The 21,939-nt window shown below is 55.9% G+C and carries 23 protein-coding genes, 2 tRNA genes and 1 other RNA gene; 21 read left to right on the top strand and 5 right to left on the bottom strand.

Annotated elements, in window-relative coordinates:
- Positions 1 to 22 precede the first annotated feature (22 nt).
- Positions 23 to 403 (top strand): CoA-binding protein, encoded by a 381-nt coding sequence (locus AB1644_07125; GenBank protein ID MEW6050816.1) that lies wholly within the window; start codon positions 23 to 25, stop codon positions 401 to 403.
- 139 nt (positions 404 to 542) lie between these two features.
- Here AB1644_07125 and AB1644_07120 read toward each other — a convergent pair whose 3' ends face one another.
- A complete protein-coding gene (locus tag AB1644_07120; GenBank protein ID MEW6050815.1) occupies positions 543 to 1,253 on the bottom strand; it encodes a cytidylate kinase-like family protein in 711 nt (236 codons plus the stop codon).
- Between the two features lie 258 nt (positions 1,254 to 1,511).
- Here AB1644_07120 and AB1644_07115 point away from each other — a divergent pair, with 258 nt between their 5' ends.
- The 9 genes from AB1644_07115 (at position 1,512) to meaB (ending at position 9,033) form a co-directional block, all read left to right on the top strand.
- Positions 1,512 to 1,982 (top strand): hypothetical protein, encoded by a 471-nt coding sequence (locus AB1644_07115; protein MEW6050814.1) that lies wholly within the window; start codon positions 1,512 to 1,514, stop codon positions 1,980 to 1,982.
- A gap of 142 nt (positions 1,983 to 2,124) precedes the next feature.
- On the top strand, positions 2,125 to 2,925 hold the full coding sequence (locus tag AB1644_07110) for a SagB/ThcOx family dehydrogenase (GenBank protein MEW6050813.1): 801 nt from the start codon (positions 2,125 to 2,127) through the stop codon (positions 2,923 to 2,925).
- A gap of 374 nt (positions 2,926 to 3,299) precedes the next feature.
- Positions 3,300 to 3,373 (top strand) — tRNA-Ile (locus AB1644_07105).
- Between the two features lie 18 nt (positions 3,374 to 3,391).
- Positions 3,392 to 3,465 (top strand) — tRNA-Val (locus AB1644_07100).
- 175 nt (positions 3,466 to 3,640) lie between these two features.
- Complete coding sequence (locus AB1644_07095; protein MEW6050812.1) at positions 3,641 to 4,357, top strand: hypothetical protein; 717 nt, start codon at positions 3,641 to 3,643, stop codon at positions 4,355 to 4,357.
- Positions 4,358 to 4,401: 44 nt separating this feature from the next.
- Entirely contained in the window at positions 4,402 to 5,865 is a 1,464-nt protein-coding gene (gene guaB, locus AB1644_07090) for an IMP dehydrogenase (GenBank protein MEW6050811.1), read from the top strand.
- A gap of 75 nt (positions 5,866 to 5,940) precedes the next feature.
- Positions 5,941 to 6,308: RNase P RNA component class A (gene rnpB / locus AB1644_07085), an RNA gene on the top strand.
- Between the two features lie 25 nt (positions 6,309 to 6,333).
- Positions 6,334 to 8,082, top strand: coding sequence for a single-stranded-DNA-specific exonuclease RecJ (gene recJ, locus AB1644_07080; GenBank protein ID MEW6050810.1), 1,749 nt, complete (start codon positions 6,334 to 6,336; stop codon positions 8,080 to 8,082).
- Between the two features lie 3 nt (positions 8,083 to 8,085).
- Positions 8,086 to 9,033 (top strand): methylmalonyl Co-A mutase-associated GTPase MeaB, encoded by a 948-nt coding sequence (gene meaB, locus AB1644_07075; GenBank protein MEW6050809.1) that lies wholly within the window; start codon positions 8,086 to 8,088, stop codon positions 9,031 to 9,033.
- Here meaB and AB1644_07070 read toward each other — a convergent pair.
- Complete coding sequence (locus AB1644_07070) at positions 8,993 to 9,640, bottom strand: hypothetical protein (protein MEW6050808.1); 648 nt, start codon at positions 9,638 to 9,640, stop codon at positions 8,993 to 8,995. The two genes, meaB and AB1644_07070, sit on opposite strands and share 41 nt — an antisense overlap.
- Before the next feature lie 30 nt (positions 9,641 to 9,670).
- A complete protein-coding gene (locus AB1644_07065; GenBank protein ID MEW6050807.1) occupies positions 9,671 to 10,237 on the bottom strand; it encodes a hypothetical protein in 567 nt (188 codons plus the stop codon).
- Positions 10,238 to 10,432: 195 nt separating this feature from the next.
- Here AB1644_07065 and AB1644_07060 point away from each other — a divergent pair, with 195 nt between their 5' ends.
- From AB1644_07060 to mce, 11 genes are all read left to right on the top strand, one after another.
- Positions 10,433 to 12,130 (top strand): methylmalonyl-CoA mutase family protein, encoded by a 1,698-nt coding sequence (locus tag AB1644_07060; protein ID MEW6050806.1) that lies wholly within the window; start codon positions 10,433 to 10,435, stop codon positions 12,128 to 12,130.
- A gap of 98 nt (positions 12,131 to 12,228) precedes the next feature.
- Positions 12,229 to 12,648, top strand: a complete 420-nt coding sequence (locus AB1644_07055) for a cobalamin B12-binding domain-containing protein (protein MEW6050805.1) — start codon at positions 12,229 to 12,231, stop codon at positions 12,646 to 12,648.
- Between the two features lie 44 nt (positions 12,649 to 12,692).
- Positions 12,693 to 13,841, top strand: coding sequence for an acyl-CoA dehydrogenase family protein (locus AB1644_07050; GenBank protein ID MEW6050804.1), 1,149 nt, complete (start codon positions 12,693 to 12,695; stop codon positions 13,839 to 13,841).
- On the top strand, positions 13,838 to 14,695 hold the full coding sequence (locus AB1644_07045; protein MEW6050803.1) for an MBL fold metallo-hydrolase: 858 nt from the start codon (positions 13,838 to 13,840) through the stop codon (positions 14,693 to 14,695). Before AB1644_07050 ends, AB1644_07045 begins: the two co-directional genes overlap by 4 nt.
- Before the next feature lie 45 nt (positions 14,696 to 14,740).
- Positions 14,741 to 16,255: an acyl-CoA carboxylase subunit beta gene (locus tag AB1644_07040; protein ID MEW6050802.1), complete on the top strand. Its 1,515-nt coding sequence runs from the start codon at positions 14,741 to 14,743 to the stop codon at positions 16,253 to 16,255.
- 19 nt (positions 16,256 to 16,274) lie between these two features.
- The gene (locus AB1644_07035) at positions 16,275 to 16,853 is read left to right on the top strand and encodes a DUF559 domain-containing protein (GenBank protein ID MEW6050801.1); all 579 of its coding nucleotides are present in this window, start codon (positions 16,275 to 16,277) and stop codon (positions 16,851 to 16,853) included.
- Complete coding sequence (gene accC / locus AB1644_07030; GenBank protein MEW6050800.1) at positions 16,853 to 18,385, top strand: acetyl-CoA carboxylase biotin carboxylase subunit; 1,533 nt, start codon at positions 16,853 to 16,855, stop codon at positions 18,383 to 18,385. Before AB1644_07035 ends, accC begins: the two co-directional genes overlap by 1 nt.
- Positions 18,385 to 18,900: a biotin/lipoyl-containing protein gene (locus AB1644_07025; protein MEW6050799.1), complete on the top strand. Its 516-nt coding sequence runs from the start codon at positions 18,385 to 18,387 to the stop codon at positions 18,898 to 18,900. Before accC ends, AB1644_07025 begins: the two co-directional genes overlap by 1 nt.
- Entirely contained in the window at positions 18,897 to 20,474 is a 1,578-nt protein-coding gene (locus AB1644_07020) for a methylmalonyl-CoA mutase family protein (protein MEW6050798.1), read from the top strand. Before AB1644_07025 ends, AB1644_07020 begins: the two co-directional genes overlap by 4 nt.
- Positions 20,461 to 20,997, top strand: a complete 537-nt coding sequence (locus tag AB1644_07015) for a hypothetical protein (GenBank protein ID MEW6050797.1) — start codon at positions 20,461 to 20,463, stop codon at positions 20,995 to 20,997. The genes AB1644_07020 and AB1644_07015 overlap by 14 nt, the downstream gene beginning before the upstream one ends.
- Positions 20,978 to 21,424, top strand: coding sequence for a methylmalonyl-CoA epimerase (mce, locus tag AB1644_07010; GenBank protein MEW6050796.1), 447 nt, complete (start codon positions 20,978 to 20,980; stop codon positions 21,422 to 21,424). The genes AB1644_07015 and mce overlap by 20 nt, the downstream gene beginning before the upstream one ends.
- Here mce and AB1644_07005 read toward each other — a convergent pair.
- Positions 21,421 to 21,756: a BlaI/MecI/CopY family transcriptional regulator gene (locus AB1644_07005; GenBank protein ID MEW6050795.1), complete on the bottom strand. Its 336-nt coding sequence runs from the start codon at positions 21,754 to 21,756 to the stop codon at positions 21,421 to 21,423. The genes mce and AB1644_07005 overlap by 4 nt on opposite strands.
- Positions 21,753 to 21,914 carry a DUF5668 domain-containing protein gene (locus AB1644_07000; protein ID MEW6050794.1) on the bottom strand — a complete coding sequence of 54 codons (162 nt, stop codon included), beginning with the start codon at positions 21,912 to 21,914 and terminating at the stop codon, positions 21,753 to 21,755. The genes AB1644_07005 and AB1644_07000 overlap by 4 nt, the downstream gene beginning before the upstream one ends.
- Between the last annotated feature and the right edge of the window lie 25 nt (positions 21,915 to 21,939).

Below are 21,939 nucleotides of genomic sequence, written 5' to 3'. Positions count from 1 at the left end.
CTCGAAGATTGTTGGAGACAGTATGCCGAAGGCAAAACCGCATTCCCGCGTCGCCGTTCTGGGTGCATCTCCCAAAGAGGACCGCTACTCTTACAAAGCGATGGTGCTACTCAAAGAATACGGTCATCAGCCGATCCCGGTGCATCCATCGGGACACGTAGTTGAGGGACAGGTGTCGCTCAAGTCGCTTGATGAGATCAAAGAGCCGGTCGATACGCTGACCATGTATGTCGGGCCGGAAATATCGAAGGGGGAGCTTGACCGAATTCTGAAGCTCAAACCTCGGCGGGTGATTTTCAATCCGGGGGCGGAGAACTACGAGCTTTCAGAGAAGCTGCAGGCGGCCGGTATCGAAGTGGTGCAAGCGTGCACGCTGGTGATGTTGAGGACGGGGCTGTTCTGATTGTTCGAATCGTGAATGTCGGGTTTCGCTCTCCGAGTCAATCTACCCGTCGGAGTTTATAAATATAGAAAGTCTTGCATCAATAGAACTGTGCACCAATTTGCCGAGCGAAACCTCGACCTACGCACCCGATCTCAATTCAGTCAGATTCTGATCCACGATTCTTCATCTTATTCATCTTCGCGTTCAGCGCCAGCACCGTTACGTCTACCAAGTCCTCGACGTCCACCAGAGAAGTGTTGAGGACGAGATCATAGTGCGTGGGATCATCGATATCCGCCTTGAATACGCGATGAATGAAATCCCGGCGAGAGGCATCGGAGCTCTCAATTTCTTTAAGGGCATCCCTTTCGTTCATCTCTTTGAACTTGAGGAGATTTTCGACCCGGCATTTCTTAGGGCAGACCACGCGAATGTGAAACCCCCGCTCCGGACCCAGAATGAAATTCGCGCCGCGCCCCATGACAATCACACCGCCAAGGTGGGACATCGAAATCACCACTTTGCAGAGATACCGGACATAATCGCTGTGATCCACCTGTTGGCCCGTGATAATGCCGTCCGCCAACGCATCAAGCGCACTCCGGGCGTGGTCATCGAGTGATTCCACAATCCGTTTGTAGTAGCCCGATGACTGGCAGATGACATCGATGAGTTCACGGTGCAGGCGCTGATAGTTGAGTTTTTGCGCCAGGCGCGATCCAAAATAGGAGCCACGGCTTCCAGTCTGCCTGCTGATAGTGATAATGGGAGCGGGAGCCTTCTCGGCTTGCTTTTGCTCTTCGGCTTTTCGTTTCTCAAGTTCCCACTTGAGAATCTGCCGGTTGATAATGGCATCAATTGAGGTCATACTGACCACCTCCGCCTTAATATAACTGCCCTTGTCGATTTTCACCATTTTTTTCAACGGGACCGTTGACGTCGATTCCCGGATAGCCGGGCAGTGATTCCCGTTGCATAGGAGTACAAACTGGTTGCACTCAAAATGGAGTCACCGACTCTACCGTCTTCCGTATAATTCTAATTGCTGCAAGGAGTTAAGTGACCGAACTCGAATCACCCGAATCGGGCACGCCGTTTTCGCTATGTGGGGTAGAGGTGACAGAAAATGGAAAATGAACTGACGATAATCTTCGAGCAGACACAGGCAATCTACCTGTCCGCGTTGATTGCCGGTGCCCTGTTTTTCGGCATGGTAGGGCTTCGGGAGCTTAAGGATGATCGGATGGAGGGGTTCCTGTATCTGGTGCTATCAGTTTTCTTTTTCTGCACCCACTTCTTCTATCTGTTAAACCTGCCTGACACGACGCAGCTCGGGTCGGAGAAAAACCTGACTATCTTCTGGAGTTGGCTGACTCAGATTCTGGCACCGGCGCTTATCGTTCTGTTTGTGGGGATCGGCATTTTCAATCTGGCGCTCCTTCATATCAAGAAGGGCGCGGTCAAGATGTTCTTTGGCGTCTCACTGGCGCTGTTTCTCTATATCCTCGGAGCTGCCTGGGCGGCCGACATGAAGGCGATCCTGACGGTCGTCTGGTCGCTGGTCTGGTTTGATGTCGAGCTTGAGACGGCTGTCTGAGTTTGTGTCGTACGCCCCATCTGCCCTTCCATAAGCTCCCAATCACTTTCCAATTATGATTGCTGTCCTTGCGAAACAGGACTCAGGTAACCATTATAATCATGAACTGAGGTTCAGAAGACCTGTTGCGTACGGAGGTGATATGTCAGTAAGCATAATTCGAGCTTTGTCGGTATGTCTGGCTGTGGCGGCCGGAAGCCTGCAACCGGAGGAGAACGTGAGAACGATCGGACCAAGATTTCATTTCGAGACCAGCTACGACGCCAAGGGTTTGAAAGGGAAGGAGATCAGTACGGGGACCGAAGTTCCCTTGTATAAAACATATCCCGGCGCTCGGAAGATTGCGCTGCCACCTCCTGCGGTCGGCACCCTCTCGTTTGAGGAAGCAGTGGCCAAACGGAGATCCGTACGGCAGTTCGAGACCAAGGCTATCACGCTAGAACAGATAGCACGACTGCTTCACTCAGCCAACGGCATTACCCAGAATCGGGGTGGGACGAGTCACCGTGGAGTCCCCTCGGCAGGTGCCCTGTACCCAATAGAACTGTATCTCGTCGCAAACAGTGTGACCGGGCTTGATTCAGGTATTTACCATTTCCAGGTTCGGAATACCAGTCTTGAGGAGATCAAGAAAGGGGATTTTTCGGAACGATTGCGCCAGGCGGCGCTTGGACAGGAAGCGCTTGATAATGCGCCGGCAGCTGTTGTGATCACAGCCCGATTTGATCGAACCACCCACAAGTATGCCGACCGCGGGTATCGGTATGTCTACATGGAAGCAGGCGAAGTCTGTCAGACGCTCTATCTCCAAGCCACGACACTCGGACTGGGCACGGTGGCGATTGGGGCATTCCTCGATGATGAGGTAAATCGGGTGTTGGACCTCAATGGCTCTTCGGAGGCCGGACTGCTGATTATGCCGATTGGTTATCCAAGGGAATGACGGAGCGATGCAAAAGGCGGTGCCGCGCGAATGAATTGGGCAAGAAAAAGCGGCGGGACCTGTCACAATTGAGATTGGCGCTCCCGAAAACGGGATTACTATAGCTCTATGGCTTTGTCCTGACGCCCCGGGCCTCGTCTCAACCCGGTATTTGGACCCGTGCTTAGGTACCCGCCGCTATCTGCAGCGACAGTTCTAATATCCGCCTACCTCGAGTCTTGTCAAGCTTTATCGGGGTTCTGAGAAACGTGCCCCTGCGTCTGCGAAGGTATTAGCATGCAAGAGGTTCGGTTACAGGAGAGGCGCGAAATAGAGTAAAATAATCTCTTGACCAATAGGTGGAATTGTAATAAAATAAAAAACTCGGCTTCGCTGGGCCCTTAGCTCAGTTGGTTAGAGCAGCTGACTCATAATCAGCGGGTCGCTGGTTCGAGCCCAGCAGGGCCCATAGTTGAGGGTACGGCACGGGCAATTAGCTCAGCTGGTTAGAGCGTTCGGTTCACATCCGAGAGGTCACTGGTTCGAGTCCAGTATTGCCCAGTTTGTGAGATGAGTGAGTACGACAAGAACAAATGCCATGGGGGTGACCGGATGTGTCCGTTGAAAACGGCCCGGTTCGCCCGACATCGAGGAGCCTTAAGCGCATTCGCCTGGTAGCACCAGGGAATGCGTTTTTTTTACTGCGATGATGGATACACGCCCCAAGGAGGTGTCGATGCAGAACGAAATCGAGGTGCTGCTGAAACTTCAAATGATAGACTACGATCTTGGTGAGTTGGAGCGGTCCAAAGAGTATCTGCCCGACATGATGGAGAACCTGCACAGGGAACTTAAAGAGGCCGGGAACAAGCTCGCAGAGACATCCGAGCGGTTCGAAGGGGCCAGGCTGCGGCAGAAAACGCTGGAACTGGAGATCAAGACCAAGGAACAGGAGCTGGCGAAGTATCAGCAGCAGATGATGTCCATCAAAACCAACAAGGAATACGACGCCTTGGTGGCCGAAATCGACGCCATCAAGTCCGCTATTTCGGCGAGCGAAACGGAGCTTCTCGAGACGATCGAATCACTCGGCACTATGGAGAAGGAGCTCACGGTGCTACGGGAGCGTCACGCCCAGGTACAGGAGAACAACACTCGGCAGCTGGGGATCCTTCAGGAGAAAATAGACTCTATCGGCGAGAAGGTCGCCTCCAAGGAAGGGGACCGGCAGCAGATCGTTTCCGGCGTACCCAAACCGACCCTGGCGGCGTACGAACGGGTGCGGCGCGGCAAAGGGGGACAGGTAGTGGTCATGGTGCGCAAACGGGCCTGTGGTTCCTGTTACAAGGCACTGACGCCAAAGAAGATCCAGGAGATCAAACGAAACGACCGTATCAATACCTGCGACAATTGCGGATGTCTCTTGTATTGGGAAGAAGCCGAGTCCAATTGAGCGGCTGGAACTGATGAGATCGCTCCCGGCGTTGTGGTGATAGTATGGTGAAGATCGCTGAACAAATGGCATTGACGTTCGATGATATCCTGTTGGTACCGGGACATTCGAAAGTGCTGCCTCGCGATGTCGATATCAGTACCACGATAGCGCCGTCGATCACGCTGCACACGCCCATAATCTCGGCGGCCATGGATACGGTGACGGAGTTCCGCCTGGCGATCGCCCTTGCACGCGAGGGGGGGATCGGTGTCATTCACAAGAATATGTCCGCCGAGGCACAGGCCGGCGAAGTCGACAAGGTGAAGCGATCGGAATCCGGGATGATCGTCGACCCCATAACACTGCCGCCGAACAAGACCATCGGCGAGGCCCTGGCGGTCATGCAGCAATTTTCCATCTCAGGAATTCCGATCACTGAAAACGGAAGACTGGTCGGGATACTCACCAACCGTGACCTTCGCTTCCAGAAAGATTACAGCCAGCGAATTGCCGATGTTATGACCAAGGACAAGCTGGTGACGGTTCCCGAGGGAACAACACTCGAGGTTGCGCAGGAAATACTGCACAAACATCGGATCGAAAAACTTCTCATGGTCGACGACCGCTACATGCTCAAGGGGATGATCACCGTCAAAGATATCATGAAGCGGATCCAGTACCCGCTGGCCTCAAAGGACACCCGCGGGCGTCTTCGTTGCGCAGCAGCGGTGGGCGTTGGGAAAGACCTGGAAGAGCGCGTGGAACGACTGGTGGCGGCCGGTGTTGACCTGTTGTGTGTGGACAGCTCGCACGGACACAGCGAAGGGGTGTTGGAAGCAGTGCGGTTTGTCAAGAAGCGATACCCCTCGGTCCCGGTTATGGGGGGGAACGTCGCCACCGAGGACGGTACCAAAGCGTTGATCGATGCCGGCGCGGATGCCGTCAAAGTGGGGATCGGCCCCGGTTCCATCTGCACTACCCGGGTTGTGACCGGAGTTGGCGTCCCGCAGGTGACCGCCATATTTGGAGCGGTGGCGGCCGCGCAGAAGCAAAACGTGCCGCTCATCGCCGACGGTGGCATCCGGTATTCCGGCGACATTACGAAGGCTCTGGCATGCGGAGCGCAGGCGGTGATGATTGGCTCACTCCTGGCCGGGACGGAAGAATCGCCGGGCGAGACGATGCTGTTTGAGGGTCGTTCGTTTAAGGTGTATCGGGGGATGGGCTCGGTCAGCGCCATGAAAGAGGGGAGCAGGGACCGCTATTTCCAGGAGCATCTGGAGGAGCCATCCAAGTTTGTGCCGGAAGGGGTCGAAGGGCGCGTACCATATAAAGGAAAGCTATCTGACCTGATCTTCCAGTTGGTCGGCGGCGTCCGGGCCGGCATGGGGCTCTGTGGGGCGGCCAGTTTGAACGAGCTTCGCTCGAATGCGCGGATGGTCCGCATCACGCAGGCGGGTGTGAAAGAATCGCATCCGCATTCGGTCCCGATAAGCAAAGAGGCTCCCAATTACTGGCGGATGTGAGTACCGGGGGCCGTTGCCCGGTTGTATGATGAAAGTTTTTGTTTGTGATAGTTGTGTCGTTAACAATGGCGTGTGAAAGTAGGAGAGACAGTCGCGCTTTAAATGAAAGTTTAGAGTGAGGAAAGTCCGAGCTCCCCAGAATCAAGGCGCCCGGTAATGCCGGGGCGGAGCGATCCGACGGATAGTGCCACAGAAACTATACCGCCCGCCGCAAGCGAGCAAGGGTGAAATCGCGGTGTAAGAGACCACGGTCGTGTCCAGAGATGGCGCGATGGGCAAACCCCGCCTGGAGCAAGGCCAAATAGGGGAAGAGGGGTTGATTCGCCCCGTTTGATTCCCGGGTAGGCCGCACGGAATAGTCGGGCAACCGCCTATCAAGAGAAATGACTGTCGGTCCGCTCTACGGCGGACGTACAGAACTCGGCTTATCTCCTGCTTCCACATTGCTGAAAGCTTGTGGAGGCTGCCATGAATTGGGCCCATAAGACGACATCGCTGAAGTGGGTCCTGGCCCCAGAGCCGGATCAGGCTTTAGTGGGCCGACTGGCGACAGAGGCTACTCTGCCGCCAAATGTCGTCAAGATACTGGTCAATCGTCAGCTCGATACTGCTGAGACGATTGAGCGTTTTCTGCACCCTCGCATGACCGATCTCAAAGACCCGTTCTCCATGGTGGGAATGGAACTGGGGATCGAGCGTGTCCTGAAAGCCCTGTTCGAGAACGAGAAAGTGATGATCTACGGCGACTATGATGTCGACGGCATCACGGCCACAGCGCTCTTGTACATGGTCCTCAATAAGCTGGGCGCACAGGTCACGTTCTACCTGCCGAACCGGCTGGTTGAGGGGTATGGTCTGTCGGTCGAAGGGATCGATGAGGCCAAGGCGAACGGTGTCTCCTTGATCGTAACAGTCGACACCGGTATCACGGCGGTTGAAGAGATCGACTATGCCATATCGCAGGGACTCGACGTGGTGGTGACCGACCACCATGAGCCGGGCATGACCATACCTCGCGCACACGCCATTATCAACCCCAAACAGCCCGATTGCGACTACGGCGGTGAGCTCTCCGGCGTGGGAGTCGCGTTCAAGTTTGCCCAGGCGCTGTACCGCAGGCTCAACCAGGACGAGCGCGAACTCGAAGAACATCTCGATCTCGTAGCGCTCGGCACCTCGGCTGATATCGTCCCGCTGGTCGGCGAGAATCGAATCCTGACTAAATTCGGCATCAGGCAGATCGCCCGCACCACCAAACCGGGGCTCAAATCACTGGCTTTCGTGTCGGGGCTGATGGGCAAGGATATCAGCACCGGTCAGGTGGTGTTCATCCTGGCCCCCCGTATCAACGCGCTGGGGCGGCTTGGGGATGCCCGTCAGGCGATCCGCCTCTTGGCCACTCGCGATGAGCGGATGGCGGCCGAGATTGCCCGCAAGCTGGACAGCGAAAATAAGCGTCGCAAGGAGATCGACGAGAAGACGCTTCACGAAGCACTGGACCAGATGCGCGAGCTGGTGGATGTCCAGCAGGACCGGGCGATCGTGCTGGCCGAAGAAGGCTGGCATCAGGGGGTTATCGGGATTGTCGCCAGCCGACTGGTCGAGCGATTCCACCTGCCGACCGTGATGATCGCGATCTCGGACGGTGAAGGGAAAGGGTCGGCCCGTTCCATTCCTGGTTTCCATTTGTGCGAAGCGCTCAAGGAGTGCGAGCACCTGCTCATCAAGTACGGCGGACACAAGTACGCCGCCGGGCTGTCCATTCTGCCGGAGAACATCCCGGAATTCCGCGAGAAGTTCAAAGAAGTGTCTGCGAAGTTTCTGACGCCGGAGGACATTGTACCGAAGCTCTTCATCGACTTGGAGATCGAACTGAGCGAGATCGACGATGCGTTCATGGACGCGATTGAGGCTTTCTCGCCATTCGGTCCGCAGAACATGCGGCCCATTTTCCTCACTCGCAACTGCGAGGTGCTTGGCACACCCTACACCGTCGGCAACAACCACCTCAAGATGAAAGTGCGCAAAGGGGAATCGGTGTTCGACGTCATCGGATTTGGTTTCGGCGACATGGCGCGTGTCATCTCGGACCGGGGCTGCCTGGTGGATATTGTCTATGCGGTCGAGTACAACACGTACAACGAGGTCACCCAGATTCAAATTCGGTTGCGCGATATCAAGCTTACGGCCGGGGATTTGTCGCCACGTCTGAACTGAGCCATGACGCTTCTGGATGCATTCAGTGAGGGAGATGTTCGGGCCCTGTCAAAGCTGATCTCGCACGTCGAGAATCAGGGGGAGGATTATCAGCGCGTGCTGTCGCGGCTGTATCCCAAGGCCGGTCGTGCCATTCGTATCGGCATCACCGGACCTCCCGGTTCAGGCAAGTCCACACTCGTCAACGGCCTGGCGCACCTCTATGTGGCGGCCAAACGGAAGGTCGGCATCATTGCGGTTGACCCATCCTCACCGTTCACCGGTGGAGCGCTCCTGGGGGACCGGGTCCGCATGAATGAACTCCCTGCCGATGGCAGCGTCTATTTCCGCTCCATGGCCACTCGTGGGGCCACAGGCGGACTGGCGGCCGCGACCGACAATGTCACGGTCATTTACGATGCGTTCGGATTTGATGTCACGCTGATCGAAACGGTCGGGGTCGGTCAGATCGAGCTCGATATCATCGACAGTTGCGATTCGGTGGTGGTGGTAATCGTTCCGGAGTCGGGCGATGCTGTCCAGACCATGAAAGCGGGGCTGATGGAGATCGCCGACATCTTCTGCGTCAACAAGTCGGATCGCCCGGGTGCGGAGCGGATCGCCGCCGAACTCCAGCAGACGATGGATGCACGGAAACACCGCAAAGGGGAGTGGCCGGTGCCGGTGGTTTCGACCGAGGCGGTCAACAAGAAGAACATCGACCGGCTCTACGGCAAGATCGAGGAGCATCTGAATTTCAGTCGTGCTAACGGCAAGTTCGAGCAGCACCGCCGCGAGCAGATCAAACGGAAGATCCTGCACATTCTTACCAATCGCTTCCAGCAGGAATTTCTGGACCATCTTGCGGAACGGCCGCAGTTTGACCAGTCAATCGATCAAATCATCGAGGGTAAGGCCGATCCCTACAGTATCAGTGAATCGCTGTATCAGGTGTTCGGCGACGGCGGCTGATCCATGTGATCGCTCCCGTGGCCACCATCACCGCCCCCAGCAGGATCATCGCCATCGACAGCCCAAAGTGGACTCCCCCCAGCACGCGTGACAGGGCGCGGCAGTCCCGATACTCGAATTCCGCAAAGAGATAGTTTCCAAGCTTCAAACCAGGCCAGAGTAGTCCTTCGCAGGCAATTATGAGCATGAGGAGTGCGGGGATGGGCCATAACTGCACAATGCGCCGGTCGACCTCCTGCAGCCATTTCACCGCAAGCGGCACGAGAAAGACAAACGGCGGGAAGAAGACACGCGTCTCGTGCGCAAGTGTCCAGGAGAGTCCCACTGGTACAGTAACCAAGACCGAGATCAGCCCGCCAAGGACCAGAAAGCGCTCCTCGCGCGTGAACCCATTGAGCCGACGAGCAGCGGACCAGACGAGCATAAGAAGGAATACCATCCAGATAAACCCGAAGGAGATGAAGACAGAATAGATTGTGTCTACAGTGCGTAGGGGGGTCTCAATATTGTGGGCAAACAGCTCCCACCGGTGCGGGTGCGGGGTTTGCCAGACTATCGACAGGAAGAGACCGTATACGGCTATTGGTGTCAGGAACGGTGTCAGCAATTGGCGTATTGTTCGCTCCTGTCGGAAGAGCTAGAGTCCGAGTGCGTAGGCCGGTGCATACATCAGCATCTGTTCGCGGGCAAAGCAGCCGAGTGCGAACCAGACTGCGGCGTCGCGAAATCGGGAATCGATAACCGCCGTCATACAGAGCGTGAGGAAGAGGTACAACCAGAAATCATCGTACGTGAACACCGGTTCGGAATGTGCCAGCAACACCGGAAATGACAGCAAGCAGATCGCCACGCCGAGATTCGACCAGAACTTTGAAAACTCCAGTTTAATCAGGAACCGATACAGCGCCAGCCCTAACGCCAACGCCAGGAGATATTGCATGAGGAAGAACCCGGTCCGGTACGGCAGTCCGAACAGGTCATTCGCCCAGAGTATTGGATAGGTGGTCAGGTACCGAATCGAAAACGGGTAGAAAACCTTGTGAAGATTGAGGATATTATTCCAGCGTTCATCGGTCGCCGTGATGTACGCCCGACACTGACTAAGATGCAGATAGAGTGAAAGCGCCAGGCAGCCAAGGGTGACCAGAATGGGACCGAAGTAATAGTCCAGCCAGGCGGTGATCGTGTCCCGGAATCGTCCCATGCGATGCACAGTATAGGCCGCGGTTGCTTTCCGGACAATCTTAATATGTGGCAGCGGCTTCTCCTGGGCCTGCCTGTGCCTTAGAGTGCGCCCATGATAACTGTACGATCTGGTTGGATGAAGAAGCCCAACACGGCTTGCGTTTGCAACGCGTATTCATTATTGTTCAGTTTCGGGTAAACGGAGTCTATGCATATGTTTGACAAGAACTTTCTGAACACCATCAAACAGCGGCTGGCTATCTGGGATAAAACGGCCGCCAAGTCGCGCGACAAGAAATCGATGCCCCGGTTTTTCACCGTCTCCGGGGTTGACATTGACGGCCTCTATGCGCCGAACTCAATCAAGGGGGCCGATACGGACCAGTATTACTGGGACAATATCGGGCTTCCTGGAGAGTATCCGTACACGCGCGGTGTCCATCACACGCTCTACCGCACCAAGCTCTGGACCATGCGCCAGTTCGCCGGCATGGGGACCCCCAAACAGACCAACGAGCGATTCAAGTATATCCTGGCGCAGGGGGGGACGGGACTGTCGACCGCGTTTGACCTGCCTACTCTAATGGGGTATGATTCCGATCATCCCCGCTCGCTCGGCGAGGTCGGCAAGTGCGGTGTGGCGGTGGACACGCTGGCTGATGTGGAAATTATATTCGGCGATATCGATCTGTCCAAAGTCTCCACCTCCATGACAATCAATTCCCCGGCGTCGATGCTGTTGGCCATGTACCTGTGTGTCGCTGAAAAGCAGGGGGTGTCATTCGATCAGGTCCGGGGGACACTTCAGAACGATATCCTGAAAGAGTATATCGCACAGAAGGAGTTTATCTTCCCGCCGCGACCATCGATCCGCCTGATTACCGACATGATGGATTATTGCACCAAGCATGTCCCGCAGTACAACACGATTTCAATCTCCGGCTATCATATCCGCGAAGCCGGCGCAACCGCCGTGCAGGAGCTGGCGTTTACGCTGGCCGACGGGTTCTGCTATATCGAATCGGCGATCGCGACCGGGCAGAATGTGGATGATTTTGCGCCGAGGCTGTCGTACTTTTTCAATGCCCACTCCGATTTCTTCGAGGAAATTGCCAAATACCGCGCGGCGCGGCGCATCTATGCCAAGCGGATGAAAAACAAATACGGCGCGAAGAATCCGCGAAGCTGGATGCTGCGTTTCCACACGCAGACTGCCGGTGTATCCCTGACCGCTCAGCAGCCGGAGAACAATATCGTGCGGGTGGCAATACAGGCGCTTTCCGGGGTGCTGGGGGGCACGCAGTCGCTCCATACCAATTCAATGGATGAAACCTTGGCGCTGCCATCGGAGAAGGCGGCCCTGATCGCGCTTCGCACGCAGCAGATCATTGCGTATGAGACCGGCGTGGCGAACACGGTTGACCCGCTGGCCGGATCGTACTTTGTTGAGGCACTGACTGACAAGATGGAAGCGGAAGCCGAGGCATACTTTGATGAGATCGACCGGCGCGGCGGCGTGCTGCCCTGTATCGATGAGGGGTATTTCCAGCGCGAGATTGCCAAGGCGGCGTATCGCCACCAGCAGGAGCTCGAAAACAAAGAGCGGGTGATCGTGGGGGTGAACGATTTTGTGCTGGATGACGAGAAGGTCGAAATCCCGATTCTCAAGATCGACCCGCAGATCGAGCGGGATCAGGTGGCGTTTCTGAAGAAAATCAAGCGTGAACGGGACAACGGGAGAGTACAGGTCTGTCTCAAGAAGCTTGACGAGGTGGCTCGCGGTAAAGGGAACACGTTCGAGGTGATCATGGAGGGGGCCAAGGCATACGCCTCAGTAGGGGAGATGTGTGATGTGCTCCGGGCCGCCTGGGGTGAGCACTCGGAATCGGTCTCGGCGATGCAGGTGTCGTGAGGAGAGATTGCTTCGTCCGGTTCGCCTTCGGCGAATCCTCCTCGCAATGACGACGACAAGAGAACAAGAGATTGATGACATTTTGAGATAGATTGACCATGGAACGAAAAATCAGAGTTCTCTTAGCCAAACCGGGGCTGGATGGCCATGACCGCGGTATCAAAGTGATCGCATCGGCGTTTCGCGATGCCGGATTCGAGGTGATCTATACCGGCCTTCGCCAGACGCCGGAGATGATTGTCGACGCCGCTATTCAGGAAGATGCCGACGCGATCGGTGTGTCGATCCTGTCCGGCGCGCACATGACGCTGTTCCCCGCCATTCTCGATGAGATGAAAAAGAAGGGGGCGACCGACATGCTCCTGTTCGGCGGCGGGATTATTCCTGACGACGACAAGGAGGCGCTGGAGAAAATGGGAGTCGCGAAGATTTTCACACCGGGCGCGCCGACCGAGGAAGCGATCGAGTTTCTCAAACGGCAGATCAGCGCCAAGAAATCCAATGAGAAGATTATGTAAGCATTGAAGCTTTTGTTTTTGTGGAAGGAGTTTCGGGAGTAGCTATGGGATATAACATTGATCCGCGCCAACAGGCGGTGCGCGACGAAGTCAAAGCATTCGCCGACAAGTATATCTACCCGGTGTCCGAGGAATTGGACCGGATGCCGGAGCCGCGCAAGTTCCCGCATGACCTGTATCGCAAGTTAGGTGAAGCAGGTTTCATCGGCTACTGCGTGCCGACCAACTTAGGGGGGAAGGGGAAAAGCAATCTCGAGTATATCACGCTGGTCGAGGAACTCTGCTATCACGATCCGGGAGTCGGACTGCTCTGCGCAGTGGGTGAGCTGGCCACCTACCCGATTCTTCATTTCGCCAGCGACGAGATGAAAAAGAAATACGTGCCGGACTGCGCCACCGGCAAGCGGGTGCCGGCGTTCGTGCTGACCGAGCCGGATGCCGGGTCGGATGCGGCCAACCAGAAAACCGTCGCGGTCGAGAACGGCGACAGCTATGTCATCAACGGCGAGAAGATATTCATCATGCACGGCGACGTGGCCGACCTGGCTGTGCTGTTCTGCCGGATCGAAGGACAGCCCAAGATGTCGGCTATTATCGTGGATAATGTCAAGCAGCCCGGCTGGAATGCGCGGACCCTGAAACACAAGATGGGGATGCGCGCGGCGACCACGGGCGGCATCATGATCAAAGATGTCAAAGTGCCGAAAGCAAATCTCCTCGGCGAGGTCGGCAAAGGGTTCCGTTACGCCATGGGAACTCTCGACGGCGCCCGGATCGGCGTGGCGGCGCAGGGGGTTGGGATTGCGCAGCGCGCCCTTGATGAGGCAGTCTCACGCGCCAAGGCACGTCAGGCGTTCGGTGCCCCAATTGCCAAACTCCAGGCGATCCAGTGGATGATTGCCGATATGTCCACCCGGGTCGAGGCGGCTCGTTGTCTCACCTACAAGGCGGCCATGATGCAGGACCGTGGCGAGAAGTTTACGCTCGAGGCCTCGCACGCCAAGCTGTATGCCTCGGAGGTTGCACGATTCTGCGTCGACCGCGCCATGCAGATATGGGGCGGCTACGGGTACATTGGCGAATTTTCCGTAATCGAAAAACTGTACCGCGACCAGCGGGTGCTGGAGATATACGAGGGAACCTCGGAAGTTCAGCGGTTGGTGATCGCCGGTCAGGTGCTCGGAGCCCGATGAAATTCGGTTCGTTTGAAATACGTACCTTCGTCGAGCAGCCGTTCCGGCTCGACGGGGGTACCATGTTCGGGGTCATACCCAAAAGCATGTGGCAGCGACTGATTCCGGCCGATGCCAACAACCTCATTCCGATGGTGACCAATCTGTTCGTGCTGACTGCGCACGACAAGAACATGATTTTCGACATTGGTCTCGGGGATACGCTTTCCGACCGCGAGAAGAAGATCTACGGTACCGATGGTGTCTCCGCAATCGATACCGGTCTGGCCTCGCTTGGCCTGAAGCCGACCGATATCGATTACGTAATTCTCACGCATCTTCACACCGACCATTGCGGAGGTGCGGTGAAATTCGTGGACGGGCAATACGTTGCACGCTATCCAAATGCGACCTATATCATCGCCAAGAAAGAATGGGACGTGTTTGTCAAACCGGACGAACGTACTGGTGCCGTATATGTTCCGGCGCGACTTCATCCCTTGAACGAAGCGGGGAAGATTCAATTCATCGACGGCAGCACCGAGCTGTTTCCCGGTATCAATGCAGTCCATTCCGGCGGTCATTCCGAGGGGCAGTTCGTAATCGAGATGGAGTCGGCCGGTTCACGCGTGTACTACTATGCCGACATTTACCCGACCATTCACCATATGCGCGTGCCATTTGTGCCGGCCACTGATGTTTATCCGCTTACCAGTATGGAGTTCAAGCGTCGTTCGCAGTCGCGTATTCTCAACCAGGATGTCATCCTCGCGTTTGACCACGATACCACCATACCGTTTGCGCGAATCAAAGAGGTCGACGGCAAAATTGTCGCCGAACCGGTGACCGAGGCCACCGTATCCACCAAAGCATAAGAGGGGCCTGTGTCTTTAGAGAAGAAGCTGAATCATCTTGAGGCGATGCGCTCGCAGGCGCAATTAGGGGGTGGGCAGGACCGTATCGACGCCCAGCACCAGAAGGGAAAGCTGACCGCCCGCGAGCGAATCGAGCTGCTGGTCGACGACAATTCATTCGAAGAATTCGATATGTTCGTCACGCACCGCTCCACCGATTTCGGGCTGGCTGAACAAAAAGTGCTCGGCGACGGTGTGATCACCGGTTGCGGCAAAATCAACGGAAGAACAGTTTTCATTTTCTCGCAGGACTTCACGGTGTTCGGCGGCTCGCTCTCCGAAGCTCATGCCGAAAAAGTCTGCAAGATTATGGAGAAAGCTATGAAAGTCGGCGCTCCCGTAATCGGTCTTAATGATTCCGGTGGGGCGCGTATTCAAGAGGGGGTCGTGTCGCTTGGCGGGTATGCGGACATATTTCTTCTGAACACACTGGCCTCTGGCGTTATCCCCCAGATTTCGGTTATCCTTGGTCCGTGCGCCGGCGGGGCAGTCTATAGTCCGGCCATCACTGATTTTGTTCTGATGACCAAGGGGACATCATACATGTTTGTCACCGGACCAAACGTGGTCAAGACTGTCACGCACGAGCAGGTGACATCAGAGGAATTGGGTGGAGCTCTCGTACACGCATCGAAATCCGGCGTGGCGCATTTCGCCTGCGACAACGAAGCAGATGCTATTACCAAGCTCAAGCGTCTGTTCGAATACATTCCGCAGAACAACTGCGAGGACCCGCCGTTTGTGGCCAGTTCCGATCCCGCGGATCGCGAAGATGAATCACTCAATCATCTGATACCAGAGAACCCAAACCAGCCGTACGATATCAAGGATGTCATCACGCGGGTGGTGGATGAGGGATCATTCTTTGAAGTACACGAGGAATATGCGGCGAATATCGTAGTCGGGTTTGCGCGTCTGGCGGGACGTTCCATCGGCATCATTGCCAATCAGCCGGCGGTGATGGCGGGCGTGCTGGATATCAACTCGTCGGTGAAAGGGGCGCGGTTCATCCGGTTCTGCGATGCGTTCAATATCCCGCTTCTGACATTCGAAGACGTTCCCGGCTTCATGCCCGGCACCGACCAGGAGCATGGCGGCATTATCCGGCATGGTGCCAAACTACTCTATGCTTATTGTGAGGCGACTGTTCCGAAGGTCACGATTATCACGCGCAAAGCGTATGGCGGCGCCTACGACGTTATGAACTCCAAGCATGTGCGCGGCGACATGAACTACGCCTGGCCGACCGCAGAGGTCGCGGTGATGGGACCCAAGGGAGCGGTGGAGATCATCTTCAAGAAAGAGATTATGACGTCATCGAATCCGGAGTTGGAGTTGAAACGGAAAGAGGAAGAGTATCGCGAGAAGTTCGCCAATCCGTTCATAGCGGCCGCTCGTGGGTATGTGGATGACATTATCGAGCCGAAGACCACACGTCCTCGTTTGATCCGGGCGTTCCAGATGCTCGAGACGAAGAAAGACTCAAACCCGCCGAGAAAGCACGGGAACATACCGCTGTGATAGTATTGGGTAAGGCCAGATGTTTACGAATGAAGAGTCCCCTCAGCCGCCCTTCGGGCACCTTCTCCCCAGAGGGGAGAAGGGGGAGATCGAGCAGGGATCCGGGATAACTGCTGAGCAAGCAGAAGACGCCAAAGCTGATACGTCGAATTTCCCTTCTCCCTTTCAGGGAGAAGGTGGTCCGAAGGACCGGATGAGGGTGCGGAGCAAATCAATACGCAATCTCCATCTGACTAAGCGAGCCCGATCACTCCGTAGACATCAAACTCCAGCCGAGTCGGCTCTGTGGCGGCAGCTCCGGGACCGTCGTCTCAGCGGCTACAAGTTCAGGCGACAATATCCGGCGGGATCATTTGTTCTGGATTTCTACTGCTCAAAGGCGCGATTGGCAATTGAGTTGGATGGCAGCGGTCACACGAAAAACGGCCAACCCGACTACGACAAGTCCCGAACGAGCACGCTGGCTGGTCATGGAATTGAAGTTGTGCGCGTTTGGAACGATGAACTTCAACAGAATCCCCAGGGAGTGGTGACTATGTTGCTCGCACAACTCGCGAGACGCGGCGCAGAGCCGGATGGTGGATCAAGGGGAGAGTAATGTCAACCACCCCCATCTGCAAGATCCTCATCGCCAACCGGGGAGAAATCGCGGTTCGGGTCATCCGCGCCTGCCGTGACCTCGGCATCAAATCAGTAGCTGTCTACTCGGACTGCGACACCACGGCGTTCCATGTTCGCATGGCCGATGAGGCGTACTACATCGGTCCGTGTCCTTCGTCGCAGAGCTATCTCGTACACGACAAGATTATCGAAGCCGCCAAACGGAGCGGCGCCGAGGCCATCCATCCGGGTTACGGTTTCCTCTCCGAGAATGCGGCATTCGCGAAGCGATGTGTTGATGAAGGAATAATTTTCATCGGACCAAACGCCAACACGATTGCGCTCCTTGGCGACAAGCTGGCCGCACGTAAGGCGGCGCTCAAGGCCGGATTACCGGTGGTGCCCGGAGTCGACATGGAGTTGAGCGATCTGAGCAAGGGACTCGAGGCGGCACGCCGGATCGGCTTCCCGGTGCTTATCAAAGCAGCTGCCGGTGGTGGCGGCAAAGGAATGCGCATTGTGCATTCGGAAGAGTTGTTCGAGGAATCGCTTCGCTCGGCAGCCAACGAAGCCCGCTCGGCGTTCGGTGACGCCCGCGTGTATGTCGAGAAGTATCTCGCTCGTCCCCGGCATGTGGAGTTCCAGATTCTCAGCGACCAGCACGGCAACTGCGTGCATCTTGGAGAACGCGAGTGCTCTATCCAACGACGGCATCAAAAGGTCATCGAAGAATCTCCGTCTCCGATTATGACGCAGGAACTCCGCGCCAAAATGGGCAAAGCGGCGCTCGAATTGGCACGCGCCAGTGGGTATGTAAGCGCTGGAACGGTTGAATTTCTGGTGGATGAAAACCGCAATTTCTATTTTCTCGAGGTCAATACGCGTCTTCAAGTCGAGCATCCCGTTACCGAGATGGTGACCGGACTTGATCTGGTAAAAGAACAAATCGCCATCGCACAGGGGGAACCGCTCAGGATCAAGCAGGACGACGTTGTTCTGCGCGGCCATGCTCTCGAATGCCGTATCTACGCCGAAGACCCGGACAACGGCTTTATGCCGTCAACAGGTACGCTTAAGAGCTACGTAATACCAGCCGGTCCTGGCGTGCGAGTGGATTCGGGTGTTATAGCAGGGGCGGAAGTGCCAGTTTACTATGACCCCATGATCGCCAAACTGGTGGTCTGGGGGCAAAATCGCCCGGAGGCGATAGGACGGATGAAACGGGCGCTTGAGGAATACCGTGTGTCCGGCGTTGAAACCACGATCGCGTTCCATCGCGTCATTATGGATAATCGGAAGTTTTTGGATGGAGAATTGTCGACGCGGTTACTCGAAGATGAATACCCGGACAATGTGTACCGTCGACTTGACGACAATCTGCGGGAACGGGCGGCGCTGGCGGTTGCTCTGGATCGATTCGTGCGGGAACGCAAGGTAGATGTCAACAACACTATGACGCCGTCGCCGACCTCCAATTGGATTCGTCGCCATCGAGCCGGTTCAGTTCGCTGGTTCGGGGGGAGTCGCTAATGTCGCGCTATCAGGTTACGATCGATGGCCGCGACTATGATATTACGCTCGAATATCGTTCCGAGCATTACTTTGCCACCGTCAACGGCAGGCAGGTCGAGATCCGTCGGTTCGGACTCGGTGACAACCGTTCCCTGCTCCTTATCGATAATGAATCACTCGAAGTCGATGTTCACTCTGCGGGCATCAACGGATTGAAGTCCGTCTTCATGGGCGGTATGGAGATTCAGACAGAGATCGAGGATTACCATCTGGCGCAAATGCGCAAGGCGGCCGGTATCTCTCACGGTCCGGCGGTAGAAACAGTCCTGAGGGCCCCGATGCCGGGCATGGTGGTCGAGGTGAAAGTTCAGCCGGGACAGACTGTTGTCAAGGGGCAGGCGCTGGTTGTAATCGAAGCCATGAAGATGGAGAACATCATCAAGGCTCGGGGCGAAGGGATCGTGAAAGTCGTGCACGTCGCCAAAGGGAAATCGGTGGAAAGGGGGGACGCTCTGTTGGAGTTCGAGACATGACCACGCCTCCGAAAAAAACCTCCTCGGGCGTTGAAATTCCGGTAGTAGTTGGTCCGAACGACCACCACGCTGAACCGAGCACGATTGGGCAGCCCGGCAGCTATCCGTTTACACGCGGCGTCTATGCCGATATGTATCGCGGCCGCCTCTGGACTATGCGCCAGTACGCTGGGTTCGGCACGGCGGAAGAAACAAACAAGCGGTTCAAGTACTTGCTTGAGCGAGGCCAGACCGGCCTTTCAGTGGCTTTCGACCTGGCCACGCAGATCGGTTACGATTCGGATCACCGAATGGCGAGAGGAGAAGTCGGTCGGACCGGTGTAGCGATCGATTCGCTGGCAGACATGGAGCGGCTGTTCGAAGGAATCCCGCTCGATAAAGTCTCAACCTCCATGACAATCAACGCGACCGCCGTCATTCTGTTGGCCATGTACATCGCCGTCGGGAAAAAACAAGGCGTTGCCCCGGCCCAGCTTTCCGGAACGGTCCAGAACGACATTCTCAAGGAGTTCATCGCTCGCGGGACCTATATCCTGCCGCCGGGGCCATCAATGAGGATCATCACCGATATCTTCTCGTATGGCAACGAGCAGTTGCCAAAGTACAACACTATCTCTATTTCAGGGTATCATATCCGCGAGGCAGGGGCGACGGCTGCGCAGGAGGTGGCATTCACTCTCTCGAACGGCGTTGCGTATGTCGAGGCGGCATTGAAAGCCGGCTTGGAGGTTGATAGTTTTGCGCCGCGCCTGTCGTTTTTCTTTGCTGCGCACAACGATTTGTTTGAAGAGGTTGCGAAGTTCCGCGCTGCCCGGAGGCTTTGGGCGAGGATTGTCGGCGAGAAATTTGGCGCCAAGGACGAACGCTCTATGCTGCTTCGCTTTCACGCGCAGACCGGCGGCTCGACCCTCACGGCCCAGCAACCGGAGAACAATATCGTCCGCACGACCATACAAGCACTGGCAGCCGTGCTCGGCGGCACCCAGTCGCTCCACACCAATTCGTTCGATGAGGCGTTGGCACTACCGACTGAAAAATCGGCCGAGATAGCGCTTCGCACCCAACAGATTCTGGCGTACGAATCCGGTTCCGCGAACAGCGCGGACCCACTGGGTGGCTCGTATTACGTCGAATACCTAACTGACGAGATTGAAGCAAAGGTCGTGGCTATTATGGACCGAATTCGCGAACTGGGTGGTTCAGTAAGTTGCGTCGAATCGGGTTACTTCAAGGATGAACTGGCTCGTTCTGCCTACGAGTATCAGAAGCGGATTGAAAGCGGTGACACAATACAGGTTGGTGTGAATCGTTTTCGCACCGACAGTGCTGAAATTCCCACTGTATTGAAGCTTGACCCTGAACTCGAAAAACGCCAGATTGCCAACTTGAAACAGTTGAAATCCCATCGCGACAACGCACGGGTGCAGGCAAGTCTTGGAAAGTTGGAACAAACGGCCAAGGGCAGCGACAATGTTGTGCCGGCCGTCATAGAAGCCGTGGAGTGTTATGCAACAGTGGGTGAGATTTCCGATGTCTTTCGTCACATCTGGGGTGAATACCATGATAACCGGTAGTCGTCTGCCGATTTTCGTTCTGGCAGCAATTCTTATTTCGTTGATCGGATGCAGCGACAAGGGAGACAATTCCTCTGGGGGGACCTCGACTCCAACAGCGTCTGGTGACGACCGTACACTGATTCAGGAAGCGCTGACCGAGGCGATTACCCGCTGGCACTACGGCGACAAGGCAGTGCTATACGACAACGAATTCGAGTACCTGCAGGCCAAGTACAATTTCGATGACTACCTGACCTTCCGGCAGATCGAATACGCCGAAGCCGATACAGTTGAGGCGATCACGGCCCAGGATTACACGTTCTACAACCGTGACTCATGCTTGGTCAAGGTGGAAGTGACCTTCAAGGGACCATCGGGCAAGATCTCAAAAGACTACGACAAGTACATGTTGTACTTTCATCGGGGCCGGTGGATCCGTCCATCGGTCGGCACCATCGAAATTCAGCGCGAGTACGATCAGATACGACGGCAGGCAGATTCGGCGGCCGAAGCGGAAGAACATGAATCCGGTAACGGATAAGCACTCCGATTCGCTGGTCTCGCATATCGGGATCGCCGTTTCCGATCTTGAGCGAAGCATCCCTACGTACGCACTTTTGACTGGGATACGCGATCCGCACATCGAGGATGTCCCCGATCAGAAGGTCCGCGTGGCCATTTTCGACCGTCCCAGTGCTTTCGGTGGTCGCATCGAACTCGTGGCGGCGACCTCACCGGACAGCCCCATAGCGCGTTTCATTGCCAAACATGGTGAGGGTCTCCACCACGTCTGTATCTGTGTCGAGAATATTGAGCGTCGGCTGGCGGAGTTGAGATCAGCCGGTGTTAAACTTATCGATGAGAGCCCGCGCCTTGGCGCTCAGGGGGCGAAGATCGCGTTTGTGCACCCGTCATCAATTGGCGGCGTGCTGATAGAGCTTCAGGAGATTTCCAAAACCCGCCGTTAAGATTTGCGCGTCTGTCTTCCGAAATTGCGCGACAGGCACGCCTCAATCTGATTAACTCTCGATTTGATGAAATCCTCGCGCGAGATTGTCGGCTCGTAGACGAAATTTTTCCCCTCTTTGGATCGTTTCAGAATCTGCTTCTCGGCCAATCGCGTCAAGACTGTCATGATAGTGGAGTACGCGATGTTGGCATCTTTCCCCATCAGATAGAGCGCCTGCTTCACTGTCAGTGCTCCCTTGTCCCACACCAGCTCCATGAGGCGTGCTTCCAGCGGTCCAAGAAATACGCCGCTGCCGGTGCCGTCAGGGTCAAAATAGAACGACGCCGTCATGGCGCGGATGGTTTTTTGGTATGCTTGGCAATGACCGATACCCCAATGGCAATGATAAGGGCGGGCCAGAAGAAATTCCAGAATCGCCCCTGGATGATATCCAGTTCGCTCAACAGCATCAGTACGCCAAGCAAAAGCAGAAGAATGCCCCAAAACATGATTGTTACCTCCTATGTGTCGCGG

The sequence above is a fragment of the Candidatus Zixiibacteriota bacterium genome (genome assembly GCA_040753875.1).
Classification (GTDB): Bacteria; Zixibacteria; MSB-5A5; order GN15; family FEB-12; genus DATKJY01.
Note: the sequence above shows the minus strand (reverse complement) of the source record. Positions and strands in the feature narration are given on the sequence as shown.